Source organism: Fructilactobacillus myrtifloralis, assembly GCF_024029335.1.
In the GTDB taxonomy this organism is placed as follows: Bacteria; Bacillota; Bacilli; order Lactobacillales; family Lactobacillaceae; genus Fructilactobacillus; species Fructilactobacillus myrtifloralis.
This window is the reverse complement of record NZ_CP097116.1, coordinates 512315-537237: the sequence shown is the minus strand read 5'-3', so window position 1 is coordinate 537237 and position 24923 is coordinate 512315. Positions and strand designations below refer to the sequence as shown.

General features: G+C 46.0%; 22 protein-coding genes, 1 tRNA gene and 1 pseudogene. 18 read left to right on the top strand and 6 right to left on the bottom strand.

From position 1 onward, the window contains the following. Positions 1-93: 93 nt before the first annotated feature. Positions 94-2325: a DUF6119 family protein gene (locus M3M35_RS02815; protein ID WP_252750486.1), complete on the top strand. Its 2232-nt coding sequence runs from the start codon at positions 94-96 to the stop codon at positions 2323-2325. A gap of 166 nt (positions 2326-2491) precedes the next feature. Here the strand turns inward: M3M35_RS02815 and M3M35_RS02810 are convergent, their stop codons facing one another. Continuing rightward, complete coding sequence (locus M3M35_RS02810; RefSeq protein ID WP_252750485.1) at positions 2492-3079, bottom strand: anthranilate synthase component II; 588 nt, start codon at positions 3077-3079, stop codon at positions 2492-2494. After that, positions 3063-4469 (bottom strand): anthranilate synthase component I family protein, encoded by a 1407-nt coding sequence (locus M3M35_RS02805; RefSeq protein WP_252750484.1) that lies wholly within the window; start codon positions 4467-4469, stop codon positions 3063-3065. Before M3M35_RS02805 ends, M3M35_RS02810 begins: the two co-directional genes overlap by 17 nt. Positions 4470-5320: 851 nt before the next feature. Here M3M35_RS02805 and trpD point away from each other — a divergent pair. The 5 genes from trpD to trpA are packed head-to-tail and all read left to right on the top strand — an operon-like array spanning position 5321 to position 9652. After that, positions 5321-6343 carry an anthranilate phosphoribosyltransferase gene (trpD, locus tag M3M35_RS02800; protein WP_252750483.1) on the top strand — a complete coding sequence of 341 codons (1023 nt, stop codon included), beginning with the start codon at positions 5321-5323 and terminating at the stop codon, positions 6341-6343. After that, positions 6340-7125 carry an indole-3-glycerol phosphate synthase TrpC gene (gene trpC / locus M3M35_RS02795; RefSeq protein ID WP_252750482.1) on the top strand — a complete coding sequence of 262 codons (786 nt, stop codon included), beginning with the start codon at positions 6340-6342 and terminating at the stop codon, positions 7123-7125. Before trpD ends, trpC begins: the two co-directional genes overlap by 4 nt. Next, entirely contained in the window at positions 7112-7687 is a 576-nt protein-coding gene (locus M3M35_RS02790) for a phosphoribosylanthranilate isomerase (protein ID WP_252750481.1), read from the top strand. The genes trpC and M3M35_RS02790 overlap by 14 nt, the downstream gene beginning before the upstream one ends. An 11-nt stretch (positions 7688-7698) precedes the next feature. Further along, entirely contained in the window at positions 7699-8886 is a 1188-nt protein-coding gene (trpB, locus tag M3M35_RS02785; protein ID WP_252750480.1) for a tryptophan synthase subunit beta, read from the top strand. After that, positions 8879-9652: a tryptophan synthase subunit alpha gene (gene trpA / locus M3M35_RS02780; RefSeq protein ID WP_252750479.1), complete on the top strand. Its 774-nt coding sequence runs from the start codon at positions 8879-8881 to the stop codon at positions 9650-9652. The genes trpB and trpA overlap by 8 nt, the downstream gene beginning before the upstream one ends. A gap of 75 nt (positions 9653-9727) precedes the next feature. Here trpA and M3M35_RS02775 read toward each other — a convergent pair whose 3' ends face one another. The 3 genes from M3M35_RS02775 to gntK all read right to left on the bottom strand — a co-directional run bounded on the left by M3M35_RS02775 (position 9728) and on the right by gntK (position 13872). Beyond that, positions 9728-10798 carry a DUF5067 domain-containing protein gene (locus M3M35_RS02775; protein ID WP_252750478.1) on the bottom strand — a complete coding sequence of 357 codons (1071 nt, stop codon included), beginning with the start codon at positions 10796-10798 and terminating at the stop codon, positions 9728-9730. Between the two features lie 194 nt (positions 10799-10992). Next, complete coding sequence (locus M3M35_RS02770) at positions 10993-12135, bottom strand: trans-sulfuration enzyme family protein (RefSeq protein ID WP_252750477.1); 1143 nt, start codon at positions 12133-12135, stop codon at positions 10993-10995. A gap of 177 nt (positions 12136-12312) precedes the next feature. After that, positions 12313-13872, bottom strand: coding sequence for a gluconokinase (gene gntK, locus M3M35_RS02765; protein ID WP_252750476.1), 1560 nt, complete (start codon positions 13870-13872; stop codon positions 12313-12315). Between the two features lie 158 nt (positions 13873-14030). On the opposite strand from gntK, the gene M3M35_RS02760 reads away from it, so the two are divergent. The 4 genes from M3M35_RS02760 to M3M35_RS02745 all read left to right on the top strand — a co-directional run bounded on the left by M3M35_RS02760 (position 14031) and on the right by M3M35_RS02745 (position 17237). Further along, entirely contained in the window at positions 14031-14822 is a 792-nt protein-coding gene (locus tag M3M35_RS02760) for a GH25 family lysozyme (RefSeq protein ID WP_252750475.1), read from the top strand. Next, a complete protein-coding gene (locus M3M35_RS02755) occupies positions 14819-15829 on the top strand; it encodes a Gfo/Idh/MocA family protein (RefSeq protein WP_252750474.1) in 1011 nt (336 codons plus the stop codon). The genes M3M35_RS02760 and M3M35_RS02755 overlap by 4 nt, the downstream gene beginning before the upstream one ends. Next, entirely contained in the window at positions 15829-17118 is a 1290-nt protein-coding gene (locus tag M3M35_RS02750) for a DEAD/DEAH box helicase (protein WP_252750473.1), read from the top strand. Before M3M35_RS02755 ends, M3M35_RS02750 begins: the two co-directional genes overlap by 1 nt. 46 nt (positions 17119-17164) lie before the next feature. Continuing rightward, positions 17165-17237: transfer RNA gene (locus M3M35_RS02745), tRNA-Arg, on the top strand. 78 nt (positions 17238-17315) lie between these two features. Here the strand turns inward: M3M35_RS02745 and M3M35_RS02740 are convergent. Continuing rightward, a complete protein-coding gene (locus M3M35_RS02740) occupies positions 17316-18248 on the bottom strand; it encodes a phosphoglycerate dehydrogenase (protein WP_252750472.1) in 933 nt (310 codons plus the stop codon). Between the two features lie 169 nt (positions 18249-18417). Here M3M35_RS02740 and M3M35_RS02735 point away from each other — a divergent pair, with 169 nt between their 5' ends. The 8 genes and pseudogenes from M3M35_RS02735 to M3M35_RS02700 all read left to right on the top strand — a co-directional run bounded on the left by M3M35_RS02735 (position 18418) and on the right by M3M35_RS02700 (position 24899). After that, on the top strand, positions 18418-19023 hold the full coding sequence (locus M3M35_RS02735; protein ID WP_252750471.1) for a hypothetical protein: 606 nt from the start codon (positions 18418-18420) through the stop codon (positions 19021-19023). Beyond that, positions 19023-19277 (top strand): hypothetical protein, encoded by a 255-nt coding sequence (locus tag M3M35_RS02730; RefSeq protein ID WP_252750470.1) that lies wholly within the window; start codon positions 19023-19025, stop codon positions 19275-19277. Before M3M35_RS02735 ends, M3M35_RS02730 begins: the two co-directional genes overlap by 1 nt. Positions 19278-19713: 436 nt before the next feature. Continuing rightward, positions 19714-20187, top strand: coding sequence for an S-ribosylhomocysteine lyase (locus M3M35_RS02725; RefSeq protein ID WP_252750469.1), 474 nt, complete (start codon positions 19714-19716; stop codon positions 20185-20187). A 12-nt stretch (positions 20188-20199) separates the two neighbouring features. After that, positions 20200-21330: a 5-methyltetrahydropteroyltriglutamate--homocysteine S-methyltransferase gene (locus tag M3M35_RS02720; protein ID WP_252750468.1), complete on the top strand. Its 1131-nt coding sequence runs from the start codon at positions 20200-20202 to the stop codon at positions 21328-21330. 2 nt (positions 21331-21332) lie between these two features. Further along, positions 21333-22109, top strand: a complete 777-nt coding sequence (locus M3M35_RS02715) for an acetoin reductase (protein ID WP_252750467.1) — start codon at positions 21333-21335, stop codon at positions 22107-22109. A 36-nt stretch (positions 22110-22145) separates the two neighbouring features. After that, on the top strand, positions 22146-23006 hold the full coding sequence (locus M3M35_RS02710; RefSeq protein ID WP_252750466.1) for a MetQ/NlpA family ABC transporter substrate-binding protein: 861 nt from the start codon (positions 22146-22148) through the stop codon (positions 23004-23006). Between the two features lie 552 nt (positions 23007-23558). After that, positions 23559-24380 (top strand): MetQ/NlpA family ABC transporter substrate-binding protein, encoded by an 822-nt coding sequence (locus tag M3M35_RS02705; RefSeq protein ID WP_252750465.1) that lies wholly within the window; start codon positions 23559-23561, stop codon positions 24378-24380. 206 nt (positions 24381-24586) lie between these two features. Then, positions 24587-24899, top strand: a pseudogene (locus M3M35_RS02700) (helix-turn-helix transcriptional regulator). Positions 24900-24923 lie beyond the last annotated feature (24 nt).

Below are 24923 nucleotides of genomic sequence, written 5' to 3'. Positions count from 1 at the left end.
TATAATGTATATATGTTGTTATAAATAAACTGTATAATGATTGTGTTAAATACTTTTGTTAAACGTTTATTTTAAGAGGTATGTATTATTATTATGATTAAAAAAAAGAAGATAAGTTTTTGTAAGCTGAAAAAACGCCAAATTAAAGATTATAGATATTATCTTAAAGAAGGATATATTAAATATTTAGATAAAAATACTTCAGATGAAAATACTTCAGATGAAAATACTTATGAATATATTCAACATGTTGAAAAAAAGTTGGAGGACATAAAAGAAAATATTGAAGATAAAGAAAAAATAAATAGTTCTGTTAACGACATTATAAGAATTATTAACATAAATAATGGTAATTACCAATTGATTGAAGGAGATCTTAATAACAGAATTAAGTCTTTAAATGGTTATGATGGAAAATTCTTTTTGAAAAAAGAATTTCCTCTTTTCCCTGGATGGAAAGATGATTTTTTCGATTTTATTGGTAAGGATTTTGATCTTAGAAAAATAAAATATGATGCTTTAATAATTATTGGAGATAAGGATAATAATAATATCTATGCAATTTCTTTTGGTAATGGAATTGGTTTTTTAAATGATGAAGATATTTGTGAAAATTTTCCCATTAATATTATCAGGAAGGTTTTATCAGTTGAAGATTTAAAAAATATTTCAGCAATTGATTTTTCTGAATATCCATTTATAAAAAATAATAAAAAAACAACTGATAATAAATATATTCCTGTTTCTAGAATAGTAGATGATGACATACCATTTTTGGCAAAAAAGATGACAGGGAATGTGACCTTTTCAGGTGGTAAATGTAAAAAATTGGGAGAATTTTATAAAAAAAAGAGAGATGAAAATAAGAAGGGTTCTGAAAAATATGAAATATACTCAAAGTTTGTTAAAAGTAATAACAAGGATTTTGATATTTTAATAGAAAATGGGAAGTTTTTGAATATTACTTCGCGTTTTGAATCTTTTGTTGATGCTTTAAATGTTATTGATAGAATAAGTCATATAGAATCAGAATCAAAACCTGAAAATATTTCATGGAATAATGAATTAAAGGAATTAGGAGAAACTAAAGATCAGGAAGATAAATTTGAATCATTTTTAAAGGGATTTTTTATTGATGGTAATATCGTTGATGGAAATAAACTTTCATATATTTATGAAAAAGAAGATGAAGAGGATAAAAATAAAATAAAGATTGTTAAGATTGATAATGAATTGTTTGATAATTTAAATAATGATTTATTTAAAGATATTTTTAAAGATATTTTTAGAAAAAAATTATCAGACTTACCTTTTTTTGGTGAAAATTTTAATAAAAAATTTGAAGAAAAAATTTCTTCAATTAAAGATAAAAAAATTAAAGATAAAAAAATTAAAATCTTTAATTTGTATATTAAAAATAATGTTTTAAATAAAACTGTTAGTGAATTTGTAGAAAAAAATACAAAAATTATGCAACCTATAAAAGTGAAGTTTGATATTAAATTTTATAATCCCTTAACATTTATATTGAAAAATTTAAAAATAAGTGAATATGATTCAAATAATAAAAGTATAAGTAAATATACTTTTGTTTATAATTGTTGTCAATTTTTTTATGAAGACAATGAATATACATATTTACTTATAGATGGAAAATGGTATAAATTTACAAGTGAATTTATACAAAGAGTATTCAAATATGTTAATAGAATTAGAGATTTTAAAATAAAATATGCTTTGGATTATACAAAAAAATTAAGAAGTAATGGTAATGAGAAAACTTTTAGTGAAAATAATTACAATAAAATTATTTATGAAAACAGTTCTGGCGAAATTTTAAATTTGGATTGTAAACCATACAATAATAATGGCAAAATAACCAAAATTGAAATCTGTGATTGGCTTTATTATGGAAATAATGAAAATAAATTTTATTTTATTTGTAATAAAATCGGTGTTAGCGGTAATGGATTTAGTCATTTACTTAACCAAGTTAGGTCTTCATCAGAAGTAGTTAATAATGAAAAAGATGGAGTTAAAAATTTTATAAATAAAAAAGGTGGCAAATGGGTTAAAAGACTAGGGGGGAAGCAATCTTTAAATTTTGAAAATAATAATGTTTGCTATGTTTTGGGTATTATAACGGATAAAAAAGCCGACAAAATTTCTGAAAAATTACCCTTTCTATCTTGTTTAGGGTTATATAGTTTGTGTAAAGATTTGAAATCCAATGGTATAGATTTGAAAATTTTATTTATTAAAGATGTAAGCAAATACAAAAAAACAATACTTATAAGTGGAAAACCTCATTTAATAAGTATTTAAATATATTTATATCATTAAATCAATATATTTATAATTTCATAAAATAAATATATTGATTATTTGATTTATTTTTGGCTTTGAAATTTAATGGTTGTCATAAATAAAAATCTCATCTATTTTTTGTTTACACAAATAATCCATCATGCAAGATAATATCTTGATTAATTCACTCCTTTTCATTTACCACTCGCAAAAAATTCTCCACAATTCGTTCTCCCAACTCATCCTCCGTCAAAATCGATTCCGGATGAAACTGGACGCCGTACAGTTGTTGCGCGGGAATTTCGGCCGCCATCAGTTCCTGGTACTCGTCGACCGCGGTAACAGTAAACTCAGCGGGTAGGGTGGCCCGCTCACCGACTAACGAATGATAGCGGGCGACCGTTCCAGTGGGTCCTGCGCCGTGAAACAAAACACTCTTCGGGTTTAACCGGACCGGAGTGGCCTTACCGTGCAGTAACTGCTGGGCGGGGACCACATGCCCGTGATAGGCCTGAATCATGACCTGCAAGCCCATGCAAACGCCCAGCATCGGAATCTGACCGTGTAACTGGCGCACGACGTCCAGACTGACGCCCGCGTCATCAGGATTGCCGGGGCCGGGAGAGAGCACGATTCCAGCCGGATGGAGGGTTTGAATCTCGGCCACGGTTAACTCGTCGTTTTTAATCACGCGGATGTCAGTCGTGAACTGACCGAGCAGTTGGTACAGGTTGTACGTAAAGCTGTCGTAGTTATCAATCAGTAAAATCATCGGATAGCACCTCCTGTTGGGTTGCCCGTGCGAGCGCCTTGCGAATCACCCGGGTTTTATTAAAACATTCCTGATACTCGTGGCTGCCAATGCTGTCGGCGACAATGCCTGCGCCGGATTGGACCAGCAACTGTGGGCCTTTTTGTTGCGCCAGGCGAATGCCGATTGCAAAGTCACAGTCACCGTTAAAGTCTAAGTACCCAAAGGTCCCTCCGTACAGCCCGCGGCGTTGTTGCTCGAGCTGAGCAATGATTTTGAGCGCCGAGCTCTTGGGAGCTCCAGACAGGGTGCCGGCGGGAAAGACGGCTTGTAAGGCATCAAGGGCCGATTTTTCGGGCGCAATTTCACTTTCAACGGTCGAAGCGAGGTGCATGACCTGTTGGTATTTGTGCAACTGCATGTGTTCGTTGACCCGAACCGAGTTGAACTGACTCACGGCCCCCAAATCGTTGCGACCTAAGTCGACTAGCATGTTGTGTTCAGCATGCTCTTTGGGATCGGTGAGCAGTTCGTGGGCCATCTGCTTATCTGTTTCAGCATCGCGCCCCCGCCGCCGGGTTCCCGCTAACGGGAAGGTGGCGAGATGGTTCCCGGTTTTGCGTAGTAATGTTTCGGGCGACGCCGTTGCCATTTGCAAGTCTCCGCAGCTAAGGTAGCAGTGGTAGTGACCGGCTAACTCTTGGTACAGGGCGAGCAGATCGCCACGGACCTGCCCCTGTAAGGGATTAGCGAGAATCAGTTGGAAAATGTCGCCGCGATAAATGTGGTCGACGACTTGATCAATTAACTCAGTATAGGTCGCTTGGTCGAACCGGGGTTGCAGGGGTTGAGTTAGGTGCAACTTAGGCGACGTGGGACCAGCAGCTTGTAGCCGGTCGAGTTCCTGGCGAAGGTCCGCCAAGGTCTCGGGTTCGCCGGCTGGAAGATTTTGGATCAGCGTGACCTCGTGCGTCTGAGGGTTAAAGCCAATCACTTCCGTAAACACGAGGAAAGCAGCTTCCGCAAACCCTAGCGGATTAGCCGTCACCGGCACCTGTGGCACGAGTTCGCGACTATAGTCATAGGCTAGATACCCCACCAGTCCGCCCGAAAAGGGGAGGGGTTGGTTCGTCGTTTCAAAATGATATTGGGCTAGTAAGCGTTCTAGGTAGGGTTGCAATTTTTCGGTGTGCTGGTGCCCGTCCGTTGTAATGACACCGTCTTGATAGATAATGCGATGGAGCGGATGCAGGCCGAGGTAAATCAGGTGGTCGGAATGATCCGGATGGGGATTAGTTAGATCGAAGAGAAAGCCGTCCCCAGGATGTTCGTGGCGTAACTGCGCGAGAATCTGGGTCGGCGAAAACTTCGGTTCGTGGTAAGTGACAACGTGGCGTACGTAATTTGGCATGTTCAACCTCCTAAAAAGACAACAAAAAAAGTCCGTCCTTAACGAATAATGGTTAAGGACGGACTTTTTACTCCGCGGTGCCACCTTAATTGATGGGTATGCCAAAAGCATCCCACCCGCTCAGCGAGGAACGAATCATTCCCCCGGAAACTGACGCATTCCAACTCGTCACTAAGTACTCGGCACGCTGCCTTTGATAGTGCCCTCGGTGGTCCATTTAACTACGGGTTGCTTGACTGATCTCCCACCATCATCAGTTCGCTGACAAGGCCGCGTAATCTTGATCTCCACGTCATCGGTTTAGATAACTTGTTTGGTTTAAGTTATCGCTGGTGTAAATTAATTTTTCTTAGCCTAAAACATTTAAAAAGTAATGTCAATGCTAAAAAAATTTAAATTAATCCTTGACAAGGATTTCATTGCTCGTTATGATAAGCAACAATTAAATCCAACCCACAGAAACCGTTGAGATGGAGATTAAAACTAATGTGCCCGCCAAGAGAGTTGCCGGTGGTGAGAATGGCAGCCGAACGCAGTTAGTTAAATGGACCATCGAGGGCAAACCGGAACGCAGTGCAAGTATGGTTTGACGTGCAGACATACGTCAGTTGTCAGGAGGATGTTAGTCCTCTGATAAGTGGGGTAAACTGCTATCTTTCGTTGACAAAGACCGTCTTTTTACCCAAATTCAAGGTGGCACCGCGGGAAACCGTCCTTAACTACAATAGTTAGTTAAGGGCGGTTTTTTTGTTGGTTGGAAAATTTTAGGAGGAATGGAAGCAATGCAAGGAAAACGATGGCAACGCCGGATCGAAGTTGATTGTCACTAGGATTAAGTAAAGGAGTTAACCATGATTAAAACTGCGATTACGTTATTGAGCCAACGCCGGGATTTAACGGCTGACCAAACCCATGCCGTGTTAGACGAAATGATGAACGATGCAACGAGCTCCAGCGAACAAGCCGCGTTTTTGATGGGCCTTACCAGTAAGGGTGCAACGGTGGACGAAATTAGTGGGGCAGCCGCTTCGTTACGCGAACACGCCACGCAAATTCAACCCCAACAGGACGTGCTCGAAATCGTTGGGACGGGGGGCGATCACGCCCAGACCTTTAACATTTCAACCACCACGGCGTTAGTGGTGGCCGCCACTGGGATGATCCCAGTGGCCAAACACGGGAATCGGGCGGCTAGCAGTGAGAGTGGAGCGGCGGATGTGCTGGAGGCTCTGGGAGTTAACCTGGCATCAAGCCCCGTGCAAGCGACCCACACCATGACGACCGTGGGCATCTGTTTCTTGTTTGCGCAAAAGTACCATCAGGCCATGCGCTTTGTCGCTCCGGTACGACGCGAATTGGCAATCCCGACCCTGTTTAACTACCTCGGACCGTTGGCCAATCCAGCTGGAGCCATGTATCAGCTGTTAGGCGTGAACGACGCCAAGTTGGTAGAACCAATGGCACAGGTGCTGGACCAACTGGGAGTCAAAGAGGCCATGGTGGTTCATGGAGATGATGGTCTAGATGAAGTGACTCTGACGACTACGACGCAGTTTGCCCGGTTGCATCAGCACCAAATTACGACGGGCAGCATTGATCCAGAAGCGTTGGGACTTTCCTTATGTTCTCCAGCGGACTTAGTCGGTGGGACTCCGCAGGAAAACGCTGAGATTACCCGGAACATCTTGCAGGGCGAGCGCGGTCCGCGACGAGACGTGGTGCTGCTAAATGCCGCTTGTGCCTTACACGTAGCCAGACCGGAGGTGACGATTGCGGAGGGCTTAAAGCTAGCGGCGGCAACGATTGATAGTGGCAAGGCAGCCCACAAACTCGCGGAGTTTGTGGCCGCAACCAACGAGAAGGAGGACGCATGATTTTAGATGATTTAACCAACGTGACCAAAGCACGCGTTGCCCGGGCGAAAGCCCAACAACCACTCGCAGAATTACAGGAGCAGGTAGAGGCGCGGGATTTAACCACGGACTTTCCGTTTGAACGTGCTTTGCATCACCCCCACCTCAGCTTTATTTGTGAAATTAAGCGGGCGTCGCCGTCCAAAGGGGACATTAAAACCACGATTGACGTGGCGCAACTCGCCCGCGCTTACGCCGCGGCCGGCGCCAGTGCCATCTCGGTCCTGACGGAACCCGACTACTTTAAAGGGAGCTTGACTGATTTAGAAACCGTGGCACAAACCGTTTCGATTCCAGTGCTCCGCAAGGACTTCACGGTCGATCCGTATATGATTTATGCGGCTAAACAAGCCGGAGCGAGCGCAATCTTATTGATTTGTGCGATTTTATCCGATCAGGAGCTCCGGGAGTTCTTCGCCCTAGCCGAACACTTGGGCTTATCGGCGATCTTTGAAGCCCATAACGCGACCGAGGTTCAGCGGGCGATTGCTGCGGGGGCCCGCATCATTGGGATTAACAACCGCAACCTGAAAAACTTCACGGTTAATTTTGACAACGCCAAGCAACTCCGAGAGGCGGTCCCCGCTGATACGTTGATGATCGCGGAAAGCGGAGTTAAAACGGCAGCTGACATCCGGGAATTGAGCAACCTTGGCGTCGATGGCGTTCTCGTCGGGGAAACGATGATGCTGGCAGCGTATCCCCGGGAAAAGTTGGAGGAGCTCCGTGATGGTGAAAATTAAACTATGTGGGCTGCAGACCGTGGCAGACATTCACAAGGCCAACGTGGTCCAGCCCGATTTCATTGGCTTGGTCTTCGCTCCCAGTCGACGGCAGGTCGACCTTGCCACTGCCCAGCAACTGATGCGGGATTTAGCGCCCACGATTACACCGGTTGGGGTGTTTGTCGAGGCTAGTTTAGCAACCGTAATGGCGGCCGTGCAGGCCGGACGACTGCAATTAGTGCAGTATTATGGGGAGTTGCCAAAGGGCTTAATTCCGGCTTTACACGAGCAGCACGTGCAGTTAATCCAGGTAGTTCAGACAGAAACAGATGTTGATTCGGCGACCGACTACGTGATGTTTGACGCGAGTCGGGGACGGGGACAGGCCCCGTCGCAATTTCAAGCACACCAGTTAACTCAACCAGAAATCCTATCCGGCGGGATCACAATTACTAACGTCCAGGCAGCCGTAGCCAGCGTGAAGCCCGCGGTGGTGGACGTTTCGAGTGGTGTGGAAACCGACGGACAGAAAGACTTAACCAAAATGCAAGCACTGACGAACTTAGTGCACCAGTTATAGGAGGAAAGTAGATGACAACTAACGGTAAATTTGGTGGGTACGGGGGTCAGTTTGTCCCAGAAACCCTGATGCAGGAATTACAGGAAATTGAAACAGTTTATCTGAAGTTGCGCGAGGACCCGGAATTTCAACGGGAGTTACACGATTTGTTGGACAACTATGCCAACCGGCCGTCGCTGTTGTACCACGCCCAGCACCTGACGGAAAAATTAGGTGGGGCTCAGATTTACTTGAAACGAGAAGATCTCAACCACACCGGAGCGCACAAGATTAATAACGTGTTAGGCCAGGCCTTGGTGGCCAAACGAATGGGGAAGCAGAAGTTGATTGCGGAAACGGGCGCCGGTCAACATGGTGTGGCCACTGCGACGGTCGCGGCCCTGCTCGGCCTGGAATGTGAGATTTACATGGGGAAGGAAGACATCGAACGGCAACGCCTAAACGTGTTTCGGATGGAACTGTTAGGGTCCCAGGTGCACGAAGTGACGAGTGGTTCGATGGTCCTAAAGGACGCGGTCAACGCGGCCATGCAGGCCTGGGTTACGGACGTTGATAGGACCTTTTATGTGCTGGGTTCGGCAGTGGGTCCCCATCCCTTCCCCATGATGGTTCGTGATTTTCAGAGTGTGATTAGTACGGAATCCAGACGCCAGATTGTTCAAGCAACCGGAAAACTGCCGGATGCCGTGGTGGCCTGTGTCGGAGGTGGAAGCAATGCGATTGGGAGTTTTGCCGCCTTTCTAGATGATGAGTCGGTTCGACTAATCGGGTGTGAAGCAGCCGGTAAAGGCGTTCACACCAAACAGCAAGCCGCCACGATTACCAACGGCACGGACGGAATTTTTCACGGAATGAAATCAAAGTTTTTACAAAGTCCCGCGGGCCAAATTGATCAGGTCTATTCGATTTCGGCCGGCTTGGATTATCCGGGAATTGGGCCGGAACACGCCGCGCTAGCTACCGCGGGGCGGGCACAGTACGTGCCGATTACGGATGACGAAGCGGTGCAGGCTTTTGAATTGATCGCCCGGACGGAAGGAATTATCGCGGCAATTGAAAGTGCGCACGCGATTGCATATGTGGAAAAGTTAGCACCGACGATGCGACCGGACCAAACGATTATCTGTACGTTGTCGGGACGGGGCGATAAGGATGTTGCAGCGATTGCAAAGTACAAGGGGGTACAGATCGATGAGTAAGTTAACAGCAGCGTTAACCGCTAAAAAAGCGTTAATTGGCTTTGTGGTGGCCGGCGATCCGAGTTGTGAAGCAACGGTGGAAAACATCTTAGCCCTAGCGCAGGGCGGGGCTGATGTGATTGAAATTGGAATTCCCTTTTCCGATCCGGTGGCGGATGGTCCGGTGATTGCAGCGGCTGATCAACGGGCGCTGGATCGGAACGTCACTACTGACGACGTGTTTGACGTGGTTTCACAAGTGCGGGAGCAGTCGGACGTGCCCCTGGTCTTTTTAACCTACGTAAACCCAGTCTTTCAGGTGGGTTACCGGGAATTTTGTCGCCGGTGCACGGCACTGGGAGTCGATGGGCTAATCATTCCGGATCTGCCCTATGAGGAACAGGATGATTTGCGGTCCGCAATGCAGGATTTGGACCTTGATCTGATTCAACTTGTAACCCCGAATTCTAAGGCACGGATTCCCAAAATTGCGCAGCGGGCGCAGGGCTTTGTCTATGTGGTTTCAGCGACCGGGGTAACCGGGATGCGCAATGATTTTGAGGCCAACTTAGCGGGAGTGATTGCGGAGTTGCGCCAGTACACGAAGCTCCCGATTGAAATTGGCTTTGGAATTCATACTCCAGAACAAGCCCACGAGATGAGCCAGTTAGCCGATGGGGTGATTGTAGGGAGTCAGATTGTTGACCTAATTCACCGCGCGGGCGCCCAGGCTCCGGCCCAGTTGATTGACTATGCGCAGGAGATGAAGCGAGCGATTACGGAATAAAAAAAGTCGGGCACTCTATAAAGTGCCCGACTTTTTTTATTTAGGTTAAGGATTTAGCAATCCCCGCTGTTTTGATTAACCATTCCATTTGGTAATTTCAATTTTTTCGACCGAATTATCAAGTTGATATTGATTTTGGTGCGGATTAATTTTAGTGCTATCAACATTATTAATGCTGTCACCAATTTTAATAATTGGAGTTTTCCCATCATCAAGTTTCCAGATTTGGCCATCACTCATGGTTACAGATTGATGGGGACCAATTTCAGTTTTATCCCAGTTATTATAGTCATTATTGATTGCGTCATCAATGGCGCTATTAGCATCGTTGAAATCTTGCATACTGGTGAAATCGCTCGTTCCAAAAGTTTGTTGGGCTGGTTTTTCAGAGTTGGAATCTTTTTCATAAACGTTAATTTGATTATCAGCTAGAATTTGTTTGGGAGTTAGAGCTTGATTACTAGTATTGGTAATTTTGTACATGAAGATTACGCCCATTTTGCCATCGGTTGTTTTACCAGATGCTTCTTTGAGAATTTCAATTTTTCCTTTTGGAGTAACAATAACATTGTTTTTAATGTGAATTAAATCGCTGTTATTTTTTTGCAATTTCGGGTTTTTATCAGTGTTTTTTTGTGCTTCTTTAGTTAAATTAGGGGTGTTACGATTTTGTTGGTCCCGAGCAGCTTGTTCTTGACTAGCCGAAACGGATGCAAAGATGAAATAAATCACGATTAAAACCGTTAAAATCAGCACCCACCAAGTTCGATACCAAACTTTTGCTGCTGGTTGTGAACTGACTTTTTTAACTTTGTTAATGAATTCAAATACTGCAGCAATAATTAAAATGATAATGGCAGGAAGCGCGAATAATGGTGCAATTAAAAATAGTCCATTACCAATGATTCCCAAGATGGGACCAACGAGGGAAACGTGCCAACGGCGACATTGTTGTAACTGAATCAGGTGAAGTAGTAAGCCGAAACAAGATATGAAAGTTAAAAAGAGACTAACTCCAGATAGAGAAGATGTTTTGTCAAATGAATCTGAAAATGATGCACCAATAATTAGAAACCAGGAAATTGCGAAGAGACAGGTGTTGATGATATCTTCTGCAGCAACCCAGTAATTTAGCTTAAGCTTCATAAATGACACTCCTATAATTAAATAATTGTTATTAATTTCACTAACGTTTTAATTATAGGGGAATTTAAGTTAAATGTTAAGTTTTTGCAAAGAAATATTTAAATAAATTTAATGAATTGGTATTTAAAAAAATGGAAAATTCGGGCATTATTTAGACCTCGGCCTTTCCATTTTTAGAAATTATTCCATTTAGATTAGTGATCCAAGCTGTTTAAAGCCGTTTGCAAATCTTCAATCAAATCGGCTTGATCCTCAATCCCAACCGATAGACGAATCAAATTATCTTGAATTCCATCTTTAATTCGTTCTGCTCGTGGAATAGCGCCGTGAGTCATAATGGCAGGGACCTCAATTAAGCTATCCACACCACCAAGGCTCTCGGCGAGCGTGATTAATTGTAAGTGGTCAATCAACTGCTTGGGGCTGTATTCCGGTTTGAGTTCAAACGACAGCATTGCTCCAAATCCACGCATTTGGCGTTTGGCAATGTCATACCCGGGATTCTGAGGATCCCCAGGATAATAAAGCTTGCTGACGTGAGGATCTTGACTGAGAAACTGAAAAATGGACTGAGTGTTTTCTTCATGAACTCGCATCCGGGCGCCTAGCGTTTTAATCCCTCGTTGTAACAGCCAAGCTTCTTCTGGTGCCAAAATACTTCCAATTGAGTTTTGCAAAAAACCAATTCGTTCTGCCAATTGATCATTGTTGGTAACTGCAATGCCGGCGATTAAATCACTGTGGCCACCCAAATACTTAGTTCCAGAAGCGACCACAATGTTGGCACCGAGGGTTAAGGGTTGTTGGTTGTAGGGGGTTGCAAAGGTATTATCCACGATGGTGGTTGCCTGATGACGTTTAGCAATCTGACTTAATGCTGCTAAATCAGATACCTTTAGCAGGGGATTCGTCGGAGTTTCCAGGTACAAAGCCTTAGTATTATCCTGAAAAGCTGCTTCCACTTCTGCTAAATTGGTGGTGTCTACGGTCGAAAATTCAATTCCAAAGCGTTGCATTACCTGATTGATGAGCCGGAAGGTCCCACCGTAAATATCGTTCCCAACAATAATGTGATCTCCAGCTGAAAATAATGATAAGACCGCATGGATGGCGGCTGAACCAGAACTAAAGGCGAATCCGGCTGTTCCAACCTCTAAATCAGCCATTAATTTTTCCAATGCTTGTCGAGTGGGGTTTCCAGTTCGAGAATATTCCCACTGGGGATGACCTAGTTCTGGTTGGTGAAAGGTACTGGCCCTGTAAATGGGCATGGATACTGCTCCAGTGGTAGGGTCTTCGCTAATGCCACCGTGTAATAACTTAGTGTCAAATTTCATGAGGGACTCCTTTGCTAATTTAAAATAATTGTCTAGAAATGATAAGTGAGCCAGGTATACTAGCTACCTAAGTTCAATGAATTCTTATTATTTGTAAGTATAGATATCCAGACTTGGAGTGTCAATGAGACTACCAAAAAAGACCAGTCACAACTAGTGACTGGTCTTTTTAATTAATTACTTTTCCGCATCATGCTGATCTTCAGCCTCGTTTTGGCGCTGGAAGTTCGCAATGTTCTTGTATTCTGGTTGTAATGCCCGGCTAAGCCGAATGTAAATTGGCACTAATTCCCGGTAAGCCTTGTAATTTTCGGGATTTGGTTTGTGGGTGTTGGTAACCCCGACAAAGTTTTCGACGTCGTACAGACTATCAATCATCTTGAAACTGTACATCCCTAAGACCGCAGCCCCCAGTGCCGTTCCTTCGACACTTTCGGGGATGTTGACGTCTTGTTCAAAGATGTCAGCTAACATTTGTCGCCAGAGTTCAGAGTGGGCAAAGCCACCAGTGGCCTGAATCTTGGTTGGTTCGCCAACTACTTCGGCTAGTGCCAACATAACCGTGTACAGGTTGTAGACGATTCCTTCGAGCGCGGCCCGAATCATGTTGGCCCGGGTGTGTTGCCGGGTTAGTCCGAAGAAGGTTCCCCGGGCATCGGCATCCCAGATCGGAGCACGTTCGCCACCTAAGAAGGGTAGGAAGATCAGGCCGTCCGACCCAGCTGGAATCGAAGCAGCAATCTTAGTCAACAGGTCGTACGCATCGAGATTCATTTCCTCAGCGGTTACCTTTTCGGGGAGACAGATTTGATCCCGAATCCACCGGAAGACGATTCCACCGTTGTTAACTGGTCCCCCGATGACCCACATATCCTTGGCGAGGTAGTAACAAAAGACCCGTGCCTTTGGATCAATGCGGGGTTTGTCACTAACAATCCGAACGGCTCCAGAGGTTCCAATCGTCACGGCTACCACGCCGGGTTTGATGGCATCGACTCCGAGGTTAGCTAAGGGACCATCGGAAGCCCCAATGACAAATGGGAGGTCCTTATCAATCCCCATCATGTTGGCATAACGTTCGTTGAGCCCCTTTAATTGGTAGGTGGTATCAACTAGTTCTGGTAACTGGTCGCGCGTTACTCCAGCGACGGAAAGGGCTTGGTCGTCCCAGTCCATGGTAAAGATGTTGAACAAGGCCGTTGCGTTCGCGATGGAGTAGTCTTCCTTGAGCACACCGAACAGCTTGTAGTTAATGTATTCTTTGATGCCGACGAAGTACCGCGTTTGTTTGTAGATGGCTGGGCGTTCGTTTCGAATCCACATAATCTTGGTTAACGGCGTCATGGGGTGCACTGGCACTCCGGTCTTCTTGTAGAGTTCCATCCCAATTCCGTTGTTTTTCAACTCGTCTGCGTATTTTACAGCCCGGTTATCGGCCCAGGTGATTGCCCGGGTGAGGGGTTTGTAATTTTCGTCCAGACAAATCAAGCTGTGCATGGCACAGGAATAGGAAATGCCTTTAAGTTCGCCGGGTTTTAAATCTGCTTTTTCGACGACCTTGGAAACCCCAGCCAGCATGGCACTAAAGATTTCTTCTGGATCTTCTTCGGCCATGTCCGGAGTGTCTTGGTACAGGTTGTAAAGGTCATTTGAATAGCCCTTTACGGCTCCGGTATCATCGTATAAAACCGTTTTTGTACTGGTGGTTCCAATGTCAACGCCAATTACGTATTCCATAATTTTTCCCCTTAATCATTGATTTTGGCTGGGTCAGCCAACTATTTTTGATTTATTATAACGCTTTCATTATATGAGAATTCGTTGGGTACTTCAAGCGGGAACACGCTAATCATGGTAAGATAAGGGTAATCTTAAAAGATGGTAGGCAAGAAAAAATGCAAGCACAAAAACGGAGTGATTATCAACGAGAGCACCGGCGAAGACCTTCCCGGAAACTCGGGTGGACCAGCGTGATCCTAGTCGGATTAGTGCTACTGGGGATTCTTGGCGGGCACCACGTGATTAATCGGCACGCCCGCCAGCAAGCGTTGCTGCGCAACTATCCCGTGCGGGGCGTGATGCTAGACCAAACGGATGAGTACGCTGATTTTAATCAGTTACAAACCAACGGGATTAAATACGTGTACCTGCGTGCAACCCAGGGCGGGGCCCTGGCCGACGATGATTTTAACAACAATTACACCCGGAGCATTGGTTCGGGACTCAAGGTGGGGGTCTATCATCAATATAGTTTCAGTAGCTCAGTGCGGGAGCAGGAGCAGAACCTGAAGCGCACCCTTGGCAATAACATTGGTGATCTACCGATTATGATTAACATTTCCTACTATAATGATTACAACGCCGAAACGGTGGACCGCAAACAGCTAGCCCGACGGATGCGGCAACTAGTAGCCTGGACCCAGCGTTACTCCCAACGGCCGGTCCTAATTAAAACGAGTTCCGCAAACTACCAGGTGCTAAAACAACTCCCCCACACGGAGTTCCTGTTACCGCGAGCGAAGTCCGGACGGCACGTGACGTTTGCGAGCTTAGCAAAGCAGGAGCAACTGTATAACAACGGGAAGGGCAGTGACTTTCGTATGACGGCCTTTCGGGGGAGTAAGGTACAATGGAATCAATACCTGCAAGTGTTAAAACAAAATGAGATTAGGAGTGATGCAGCATGATTAAATTAGGAACGATTGGTACCAACTGGATTACAGAACGAATGATTGAGGCGGCTCATGCAACGGGCGAATACCAACTAACCGCAGTTTATTCGCGCCACGAAGCGAGTGGTCAAGAGATTGCCAAGGGGCACGAACCCGCCACGGTGTACACGGATTTAGAGCAATTTTTAAGTGACCCCAACGTGGAGGTTGTTTACATTGCCTCACCAAACGTGTTGCACTACGAACAAATTCTGCAGGCGCTCCAACACGACAAAAACGTGATTGTGGAAAAGCCAGCGGTGTTAACCCCTTACCAGTATCAAAGTGTGATGGATGAACTAGCCCGCCATCCCCAAGTCCGGTACTTTGAAGCAGCTAGAAACGTTCACATGCCCGCTTTTGCAGCGGTGCGTGACTATCTGAGTGGCTTAGAAATGGGGGTCGACGGGGCCGATTTCACCTTTAGCCAGTACTCCTCTCGCTACGACCAGGTATTAGCTGGTCATGTCTCAAACGTTTTTAATCCCCAGTTTGGTGGGGGTGCGTTGACCGACCTCGGGATTTACCCCGTGTATGATGCGGTCAGCTTGTTTGGGGTTCCCGAACGAGTGGCTTACTATCCAACCATGATTTCGACCGGAGTAGATGGCAAAGGGACGGCGATTTTAAACTACGGGGACTTTGACGTTACCCTGAACTTTAGTAAGCTTTCGAATTCTACCCACAACTCAGAAATTTATCACGGACGAGAGATCATCACGTTTGATAGTGCGGGAGAAGTGACCGAGGCTTCCATTATTAGGGATAACCAACGCCAAATCCTCAGCCAGCTATACGGAAAGAACCCAATGATTCCAGAAATGACTGATTTTGCCCGGGTCTTGAAGGATCCCAAGCAGCCAGAAAACGTGTCCGACTATGAGCTTTGGTTAGAACAGATGCGGAACGTGAACCTGGTGATGAGCCGGTTAGCTTCGTCTGCTGGGCTCGAATACCCAACCAAACTGGAGGCGGATGAGTAGTGTTAGAACAATTTGAAACCCGGTTCGCCCAGTTAGGCTACGCCGCCCCCACGGCGATTCAAACGGCGGCCTACGAACCGATGATCGACGGCGGGTCCGACATTGTGGCGTTGTCACCAACGGGGTCGGGGAAAACGGTGGCCTTTTTGATGCCGATTCTGGCTAATTTACTGGCCGGGGGCGGCCCCCAGGTCATTATTCTGGAACCGTCCCAGGAACTCGCTATGCAAGTGACCAACGTGATTCGTGACTGGGCGGGACCCTTTCACGCCCAGGTGCTCCCGATTATCGGGGGAGCGAACGTGAAACGGCAGCAGGAGAAGTTGAAAAAGCGCCCGGAAATCATTGTGGGAACCCCCGGGCGGGTGCTGAACCTGTTACAGGATCGGAAGTTGAAACCGCAGGGAATCGAAACCGTGGTGGTGGATGAAGCGGATGATTTACTGCAGGATGATTCGCGGGCAAAGGTCCGAGCAATTGTGGGAACCGTCCCTCGGGATGCGCAGGTGGCCTACTTTTCAGCCACTGATAGCGATGTCTTACACCACCTAGAGACCGAGATGGGAAAACCGGCCACTGTGATTGACGTCCGCAAGCAGGATCAGAGTCGTGGGGTCGTTCGCCACGGCCAGTTTGAGGTCTCTCGGGGCAAACGGAACGACGTGTTGAACCGGTTGACCAAGTTGACGAACTTTAAAGCCCTGGTCTTTTTTAATCAGAGTCAGGACTTGAACCGGGCTTACAACTTTTTTAAACACCAGGGCTATGCACCGGTGGAAAAGTTGAGTGGGAATGAAACTAAAATGCAACGGGAACGGGCCTTAAAGGCCTTTCGTAAGGGGCAGATTAAGTTATTGCTGACGACGGACGTGGCTGCCCGGGGACTCGATATTCCCAAGCTGCCCGCCGTGATCAACTATGATTTACCGAGTGACGCAACGACCTACATTCACCGGGTCGGCCGGACCGGTCGGATGGGCGAACCCGGCTTAGTGATTAACTTTGGAGACGACCATGACCTGCGGGATCTAAAGAAGCTCCTGCGTGACACTGATTATGACTTACAACCGATTTACTACTACCGGGGAAAACTAGTCGATCATGTTGAGGCGCCAGCTGATGCTAGTCCGGACCAGCCGGAAACAGCCACCACCGCTACGCAACCGACTGCAACTCCTCGAAGAGGGACTCCTACCCAACCGGTGGTAAGTAATCCGCCCAAGCAACGGAAACGGAAGAAAAATCGGCGCCGGGACCAGAAAAACAAGGGGAAGCACCGGTCAAAGTAATCTTTACGAAACGCAGCTTTCGTGAGAAAATAACAGGGAGTGACTTGGCCCCATAGCACAACTGGATAGGGCATCCGCCTCCTAAGCGGCAGATCTCAGTTCGAGTCTGAGTGGGGTCATCAACGAACCTCGTTCTCCAGTGAAAGAAATTAGCCAACCAAAAAGTCCGAAGCATAACCGCTTCGGACTTTTTTGGTCTAATGAACGGGCCACTGGGGTTCCTTTCCTTCAGCGACGCGAATGATTTCACTGGCAGCATCGGTTGCCATCCGGTTGGTACATTCAACCGTGTTTGACGCAATGTGCGGCGTTAATAACACGTTATCGAGCTGGTAGAGAGGACTGGATTTAGGCAGTGGTTCTTGATCAAACACGTCTAAGGCAGCCCCTTGAATGGCACCGGTTGTTAGGGCAGTAACCAAATCATCCGTATTAACGACCGCCCCACGGGCAAAGTTAATTAAGACCGCGGAGTTTTTCATTAACTGAAATTCACGGGCGGCAATGGAATTTTTAGTGTCGGGACGAATGGGCATGTGCAAGGTAACCACGTCTGATTCGCGCAGGAGCGTGTCGCGATCCACGACCGTTCCGTAGGCCGCAGTTGTGGCGTGTGGGGAGTTAATCAGGATGCGCATGTCGAGGGCACTCATTTTCTGCTCGACCATTTTACCAATCCGGCCGTAACCGATGATTCCGACGGTTTTGCCGGCTAAATCGAAGCCCAAGTGGGTGCGGGCTGCTTCCCACTCTCCGGCGCGCATGGCATTGGTGGCGGGCACGAGGTGTTTAGAAAGCGCGAGAATCGAAGTTAGCGTAGTTTCTGCGACCGTTCCGGCGTTTGCGAGTGGTGTGATCGTTACGAACACCCCGTGTTGGTTCAGATACGGGACGTCAAGATTGTCGTAACCCACGCCGTTTCTGGCGATAATCTTAAGGTTCGGCATCTGATGGATGGTTTCCTTTGGGAACGGGAACGTTAATAAGATAACCCCAAACGCGTCCGGCGCAAGTTCAAGCAACGTGCTCACCTTTTGGTCGGGAAGCTCAACGACGGTAAAGCCGTGGTCACGCAACAGTTGCTTGCCAGCGGGAGCCAGCGTTTGTGGCACTGCAATTTTATCAGCCATGGTAATCTCCTTTACTGTGTAACCTAGTGAACTGACTAGCTTCATTCTACTAGAGTTTGGTGGCCAAGGGCGACCAAATGATTTCACGAAATGGGAGACGACAGCTTCCAGTACGCAATTAGGGGAACTGGTGCTATACTAAGAAAAAACGATAAAGAAGGTTAAGACTGTGCAGAGGTTAAAACAATATCGAAAGCCAATTGGACTCGCAATTCTGGGCCTGATTGTGGTCGTAGTGGCCATTTTAACGGGGGTTAATCAGTACCAGTTGCACCAGACCCAAACCAAGGCTAGTAACTTACAGGTTAAGTACAAAATGCTGAAAAAATCGTACGATGAAATGGCGCCGGATGACGTTACTTACCAAGAAAATATTACGTACGAAAACATGAAAACGATTGCTAAAACCAATAACGAGGCGTTAACGGAAGCCATGCAGATTACGTTTGGCAACTACCCCACGGCGGAGACGAAGCAACAAGCCATCACGAAGTTGCAAAAGCAGTACTTGACGAAAACGGATGCGACGGCCTTAATCAATTCAGTTCCCGGACCAACCCAGTTAAATAACGTGGGAATCTACAACTACAGTAGTTCAGAGGCCCGTAACGGGCACTACTACTACGCTAACGTGACCGTGACGTACTACGGGCGGCACCGTCGGCGGTTGTACACGAATCGTTACCTGTTTAAGGTGGATCTCAATCACGGGGATCTCAACTCGAAGCAAGTGCGGTTCCACTTAATTCAAGTCTTTAAGGGAGGCAAACGATGATGCAGCGACTTAAACGGTTAATCACGCCCACCAAACTGGCGGTGGTCGCAGCGGTCTTGATCCTCGCTGGGTTAGTAACCTGGAACGTGTCCATTTTTAACCAGCGCAAGGCTGCTGACCGGACGGTGCAGACCACCCAACAAAAAATTGATAAGATTAGTAAGGAGTTTGTGCCCAAGTATAAGCAAACCGAGAAAAAAGCCAAGCAGGAATTTCAATCGACCCACCAGGATCCTTTGAATCCTAAAGATTAAGCAACCGAAGCCCATTATTAAGGGCTTCGGTTTTTTAAATTAAAAAAATTCCTTGACAATATATGCGAACTATATATAATAAAAATCAACAATTAAATGCAAAAGAAAAACAAAAAGCACAGGAGAGTAACTAATGTTCGATAGTTAAGAAAGTCTACGGTTGCTGTGAGTAGATCGAATCGGGATTGGTGAAGATGGCCTGGGAATTGGCAGCATTGAGATTCAAATGCTGATGGGGTGGCAACCATTATTCACTGCACGCGTTCCAATGGGGACGTTGATGAGGATAAGTGCGTAAGCAGTTATCAAAGTAGAATGGTACCGTGGAGAAATCCGCTTCTAGTTAAACACTAGGAGCGGATTTTTTTATTGCTCCGCTTTTTTAACTCATTTAATTGTGACGGTTGATTGGCAGAACTTGAAAGGAGTTTTAGACATGGCAGAGGTAGAAAGTTTTACGTTAGATCATACTAAGGTGCACGCTCCATATGTACGCTTAATTACACAGGAAACGGGACCGCAGGGAGACGTCATTTCCAATTTTGATTTACGACTGGTCCAACCGAATGCAAATGCAATTCCCACGGCGGGCTTGCACACGATTGAACATCTCTTGGCCGGCTTATTGCGGGACCGGATCCCAGGAGTAATTGATTGTTCACCGTTTGGATGTCGAACCGGCTTTCATTTGATTGTGTGGGGAACGCCCACGACGACGACCGTTGCCGAAGCCTTACAGGGTTCCTTAGAAGCAATTCGAGACCAAGTAGAATGGTCAGACGTTCAGGGTGTGGATCAATTCAGTTGTGGTAACTACCGGGACCATTCGTTATTTTCAGCTAAGGAGTGGGCACGCACCATCTTAGCGCAAGGAATCAGTACTGACCCATACGTACGCAAGTTAATTTAGGAGGATAGAATTATGACAACCACTCATTTTGATATTGTGGGGAGTTTCTTACGCCCCGCCCAGTTAAAACAAGCCCGGACCCAACACCAAGCGGGAAGCTTTAGTAGGGAGGAGCTCACAACGGTTGAGAACCAAGCCATTGCTGATTTGGTGGCCAAGGAAGTTCAAGTAGGATTAAAAACGGTTACCGACGGCGAATTTCGGCGGAGTTATTGGCATTTAGATACCTTTTGGGGCTTTGATGGGATTAAACATACCCATCAAGCTCACGGTTATCAGTTTCATGGGGTTGAAACCCGGAACGATTCAGCCCAGGTGGATGGAAAAATTAATTTTAATCCGCAGCACCCAGATTTACAGGCCTTTCGGTATTTGCAATCGGTTGTGCAACAATACCCGGGGATTACTGCCCGCCAAAGCATTCCTGCACCAGCACAATTATATGCCGAACTGGTTCGGGGACCAGAAAACAGCGCAGCGGTTGCCAAATATTATCCAAATCACCAGGACTTAGTTCATGACATTGGGACCGCTTACCGGGATTTATTGTTGGCGTTATACGATGCCGGCTGCCGGGATGTGAAGCTCGATGATTGTACCTGGGGAATGTTAGCAGATCATGATTTTTGGAAGCTAATGACGGATCAAGCCGAAGATATTGAACAGTTACAGCAGGAGTATGTGGCCTTTAACAACGCAGCCCTTGAGAACTTGCCTGCTGACTTACGGACAAGCACCCACGTTTGCCGTGGGAACTACGCCTCAACCTGGGCAGCGCAAGGAGGGTACCAACCGGTTGCCAAGACGCTGTTTACTAAAGAAAACGTACCCAATTACTACCTTGAATTTGATGATGACCGTTCTGGTGATTTTCAACCGCTTGCAGAGGTTCCTGATAATAAAAACGTGGTGTTGGGTTTGGTAACTTCAAAACGGCCTGAATTGGAAGATCAAGAGACGTTACAAGCACGGGTTAAAGAAGCTAGTCAGTACGTGGACTTAGACCGCTTAGGGTTAAGCACTCAGTGTGGGTTTGCCTCAACGGAGGAAGGAAACCATCTGACCGAAGCGCAACAATGGGACAAAATTAAACTAGTGATTCAGACGGCCAACCAAATTTGGCCTGATCAACAGGAGGATTAAGGATGACACAGAAGGTTGCAATTATTACTGGGAGTGGTCGGGGGATTGGAGCTGCAATTGCTAACCAGCTTGCCGGGGAAGGGTATGCGATTGCGGTCGCAGATATTGATCCCCAAACAGCTGATCAAGTCGCACAATCCATTAATCAAAATGCAGGGCAAACGGCGCGCGCGTACGTTGTAGATGTTGCTAAGCGCGATGAGGTCTTTCGCTTAGTCGATGAAGTGGTGCAGGACTGGGGGCGACTCGACTTGTTCGTTAATAATGCGGGGATTGCGATAATTGCCTCAATCATCGATAGTGATCCAGAGGAGGTTGAGCGCCTCTTGAATGTGAACCTGTTAGGCACTTTTTGGGGAATTCAAGCCGCGGCAACGCAGTTTAAACGCCAAGGCACAGGGGGTAAGATCATTAATGCGGCTTCCTTAGCATCAGTAGAAGGCTCAGCGCTGCAAGGAGCATATTCAGCTTCGAAGTTTGCGATTCGGGGACTAGGGCAGTCAGCCGCAAAAGAATTAGCTCCAGATCAGATTACTGTGAATGCTTACGACCCAGGAATTGTGTTGACTTCGCTCCGAGATGGAATTGATGAAACAACGGCAAACTTAAAGCAGCGGACCTTTGCTGAGCAACGAGCAAGTGTGGTTAATGAAATTGCCTTAAAACGGGCTGCGACGCCTGCAGACGTTGCAAACGTGGTTTCCTTTCTAGCTTCGCCTCAAGCTGATTACATCACCGGCCAATCAATTTTGATTGACGGGGGGATGCGTTTCCACTAGTTCAAAAGTTGGTACTAACTAGAAGGGAGCATATCCATGAAAAAAAGCAAAATCTTGGTCGGAATCGGAATTTTAGCCGTAGTGGCGTTGGGAGTGTGGACCTTTTGGGGGCATGCCCAGACTCAAAAGGATGAAATCACGTTGGGGACGATTGGTTCGGACGCTAAAATTTGGAATTATATTGCTAAGCAACCGGCCACTAAGCGGGCTCATCTCAAGGTACAGGTTAAAAGTTTTACCGATGGGGTGGCGTTAAATACGGCGACTGCTCAGGGAAAGATTGACGTGAATGCCTTTCAGTCTGATGCGTATTTACAAGCGTACAATCATAAGAATCCGCGCAATCAGTTGAGCATAATCGGAACCACGTATTTAGAGCCGTTAGGAATTTATTCCACTAAGTATAAGAAACTGGGGCAGATTCCGGATGGTAGTACGATTGCGATTGCTGATAACCCGGCCAACACGGCGCGCGGGCTAAAACTATTAGCCAAAGTGGGGTTAATTACGTTGAAGCCGAACTTTAGTGATCTATCCGGCCTCAATGGGATTCAAAGTAATCCGCATCAGTTTAAGTTTCAAGAAATTGATGATACGACTGGGCCCCGGGTAATTAAGGATCAGAAGGTGGCCGCTGCCTTGATTAGTAATACGATTGCGTTAGAGGGGCATCTCAACGTTTTGAAGGATTCGTTAGCGCACGAACAGGTTAATCAGTCGACCAAAGCAAACATTAACGTGCTGGCCACCGCACAAACGGCTTCTAAGCAACAACGGCAAAAATATCAAAAGTTGTTGCAGATCTACCACAGTAAACCGGTTCAAAAATACATTCGTCATGAATTTGATGGTACGAAGATTGAAGTGCAAAAACCAGTGAGTTATTTACGAAAATAGCGACCGCTTTTCTGAAATGAAGTGATTATATGTTGATTATTAGTTGCAAAGTCATTGGCTTGGTAATTTTCTGGCTCATCTATTTTTGGTTGGTTGCCGTGGTTTACCGAGTTAAAATAGTTCGTGAAATTAGGGTTAAGTTAGCCCGAAAATGTAAAAAAGTTTGGTTTCGTTGAGACATTCGTGGTATACTTATTAAAAATTAGTAAAGGAGCTCCACGAATTATGTCTATGAGTCGAGGTTGTTGTTCAAAATTAGCGTGATCAATGGGAAAAAGATTGAATTTTCTCATTGCTAAAGCACGCAACCGAATTTTTTGAGAAAATTCATATTGAACAATTACACGGGTTTCGTGGAGAGCATTACTGGTCACTAAAAACGGGTCACTATCGGTATGAATTGATGGTGGTCCGTTTTTAGGTTGTAAAGGAGTAAAGTATGAACCAGCGGTTAGTGGCGTTACGCGGGAAGTACCGCGGTGGTCGCAGTTGTTAGGAGCAGTATTAACAGTAAGCTAGTCAGAATGCAACTAACAAAGGAGAAGGACGATTATGAAGAAAAAGTACATTATTAGCGGCATCGTGGTGGTGTTTGCCATCCTCTTTATTTTTACGTTTATCATCAAACCCAAGCAGGATGACGCCAAAACCATTCGCTTAGCTTCGTCACCGGGTCCTTACAGTGAACTCTTCTTAAAGGGCGTGAAGCCGATTCTGGAGAAAGAGGGTTATAAGGTAAAAAACCAGTCCTTTAGCGATCTGTCCCTGGCGGATGTCGCCATCAATAACGGCGAAGCGGACTTAAACGTGGATCAGCATACCGCGTACATGAACAACTTTAACCACGAAAAACACGCTCACTTGACGGCGTTAACGAAGATTCCAACGGTGCCAACCGGGATCTATCCCGCCCAAAAGCACAGTTTGAAGGAAGTTGCGAAGGGGGATTCCGTGGCCATTCCGAATGATCCCTCGAACATGGCGCGGGCCTACAACGTGCTGGTTAAAGCCGGATGGATCACGCTAAAACCGGGAGTTGATCCGATTAAAGCTACCAGTAAGGATATTGCTACCAAAAAATATGATTTAAAGATTAAAGAAATGCAGGACGTGCAAATTCCGCGGTCACGATCAGACTTTGCGTACGTAATCTTACCGGGATCGACGGCTTATCCAGCTAAGATTTCGACAAAAACGATGTTACTATCAGAAGACATCAAACCAGATTACTACCTCGTTGCAGCTGTGGATAAGAAGAGCTCGAAGCAGAAGTGGGCGAAGGCAGTTAACAGGGCTTACCACTCCAAGGAATTTAAACAATATCTGAAGGATCACAACAAGCAAAGCTTCTGGAAGCTTCCGGCTGGTTATTAAAGTACACATAAAAAGCATCGCAACCAATCGTTGCGGTGCTTTTTTCGTTGGTGGCAATTGAAGTGGTTCGAGGCAACTTAGCGATGCTGGGTGGCAACTGAAAGGGGCGGGGTTGTCCGGATTGGATGCGGAGCCCGGGCAAAATTTGCTTTGCAAATTAGATTAGATTGGTAATAATAACAGTAACCGTGAAAGGAAGGGTGCTCATGAAAAATAAATTTGCACAGCAATTAAAAAAATTACGGAGCAACCGCGGATTATCGCAGACGGAATTAGCTGAGGAGCTATTTATTTCGCGCCAAGCGGTCTCCAAGTGGGAAGCTGGAACAGCGACTCCGGATCTCAACACGTTAATTAAATTAACGGAGTTGTTGGAGTGCTCGCTTGACGAATTGGTGTTTGCCCAACCAACCCCAGATGAACGGGTGGGAATTTCTCCACCGAGACTGGTGGTTGATTTTTCCGGTTGGCGGTTTTTTAGTCTGGATGCTGAATACCCTGGTGCCGCTTTTTTCGTGAGGCTGGTCATGAAGAAAAGGTGCG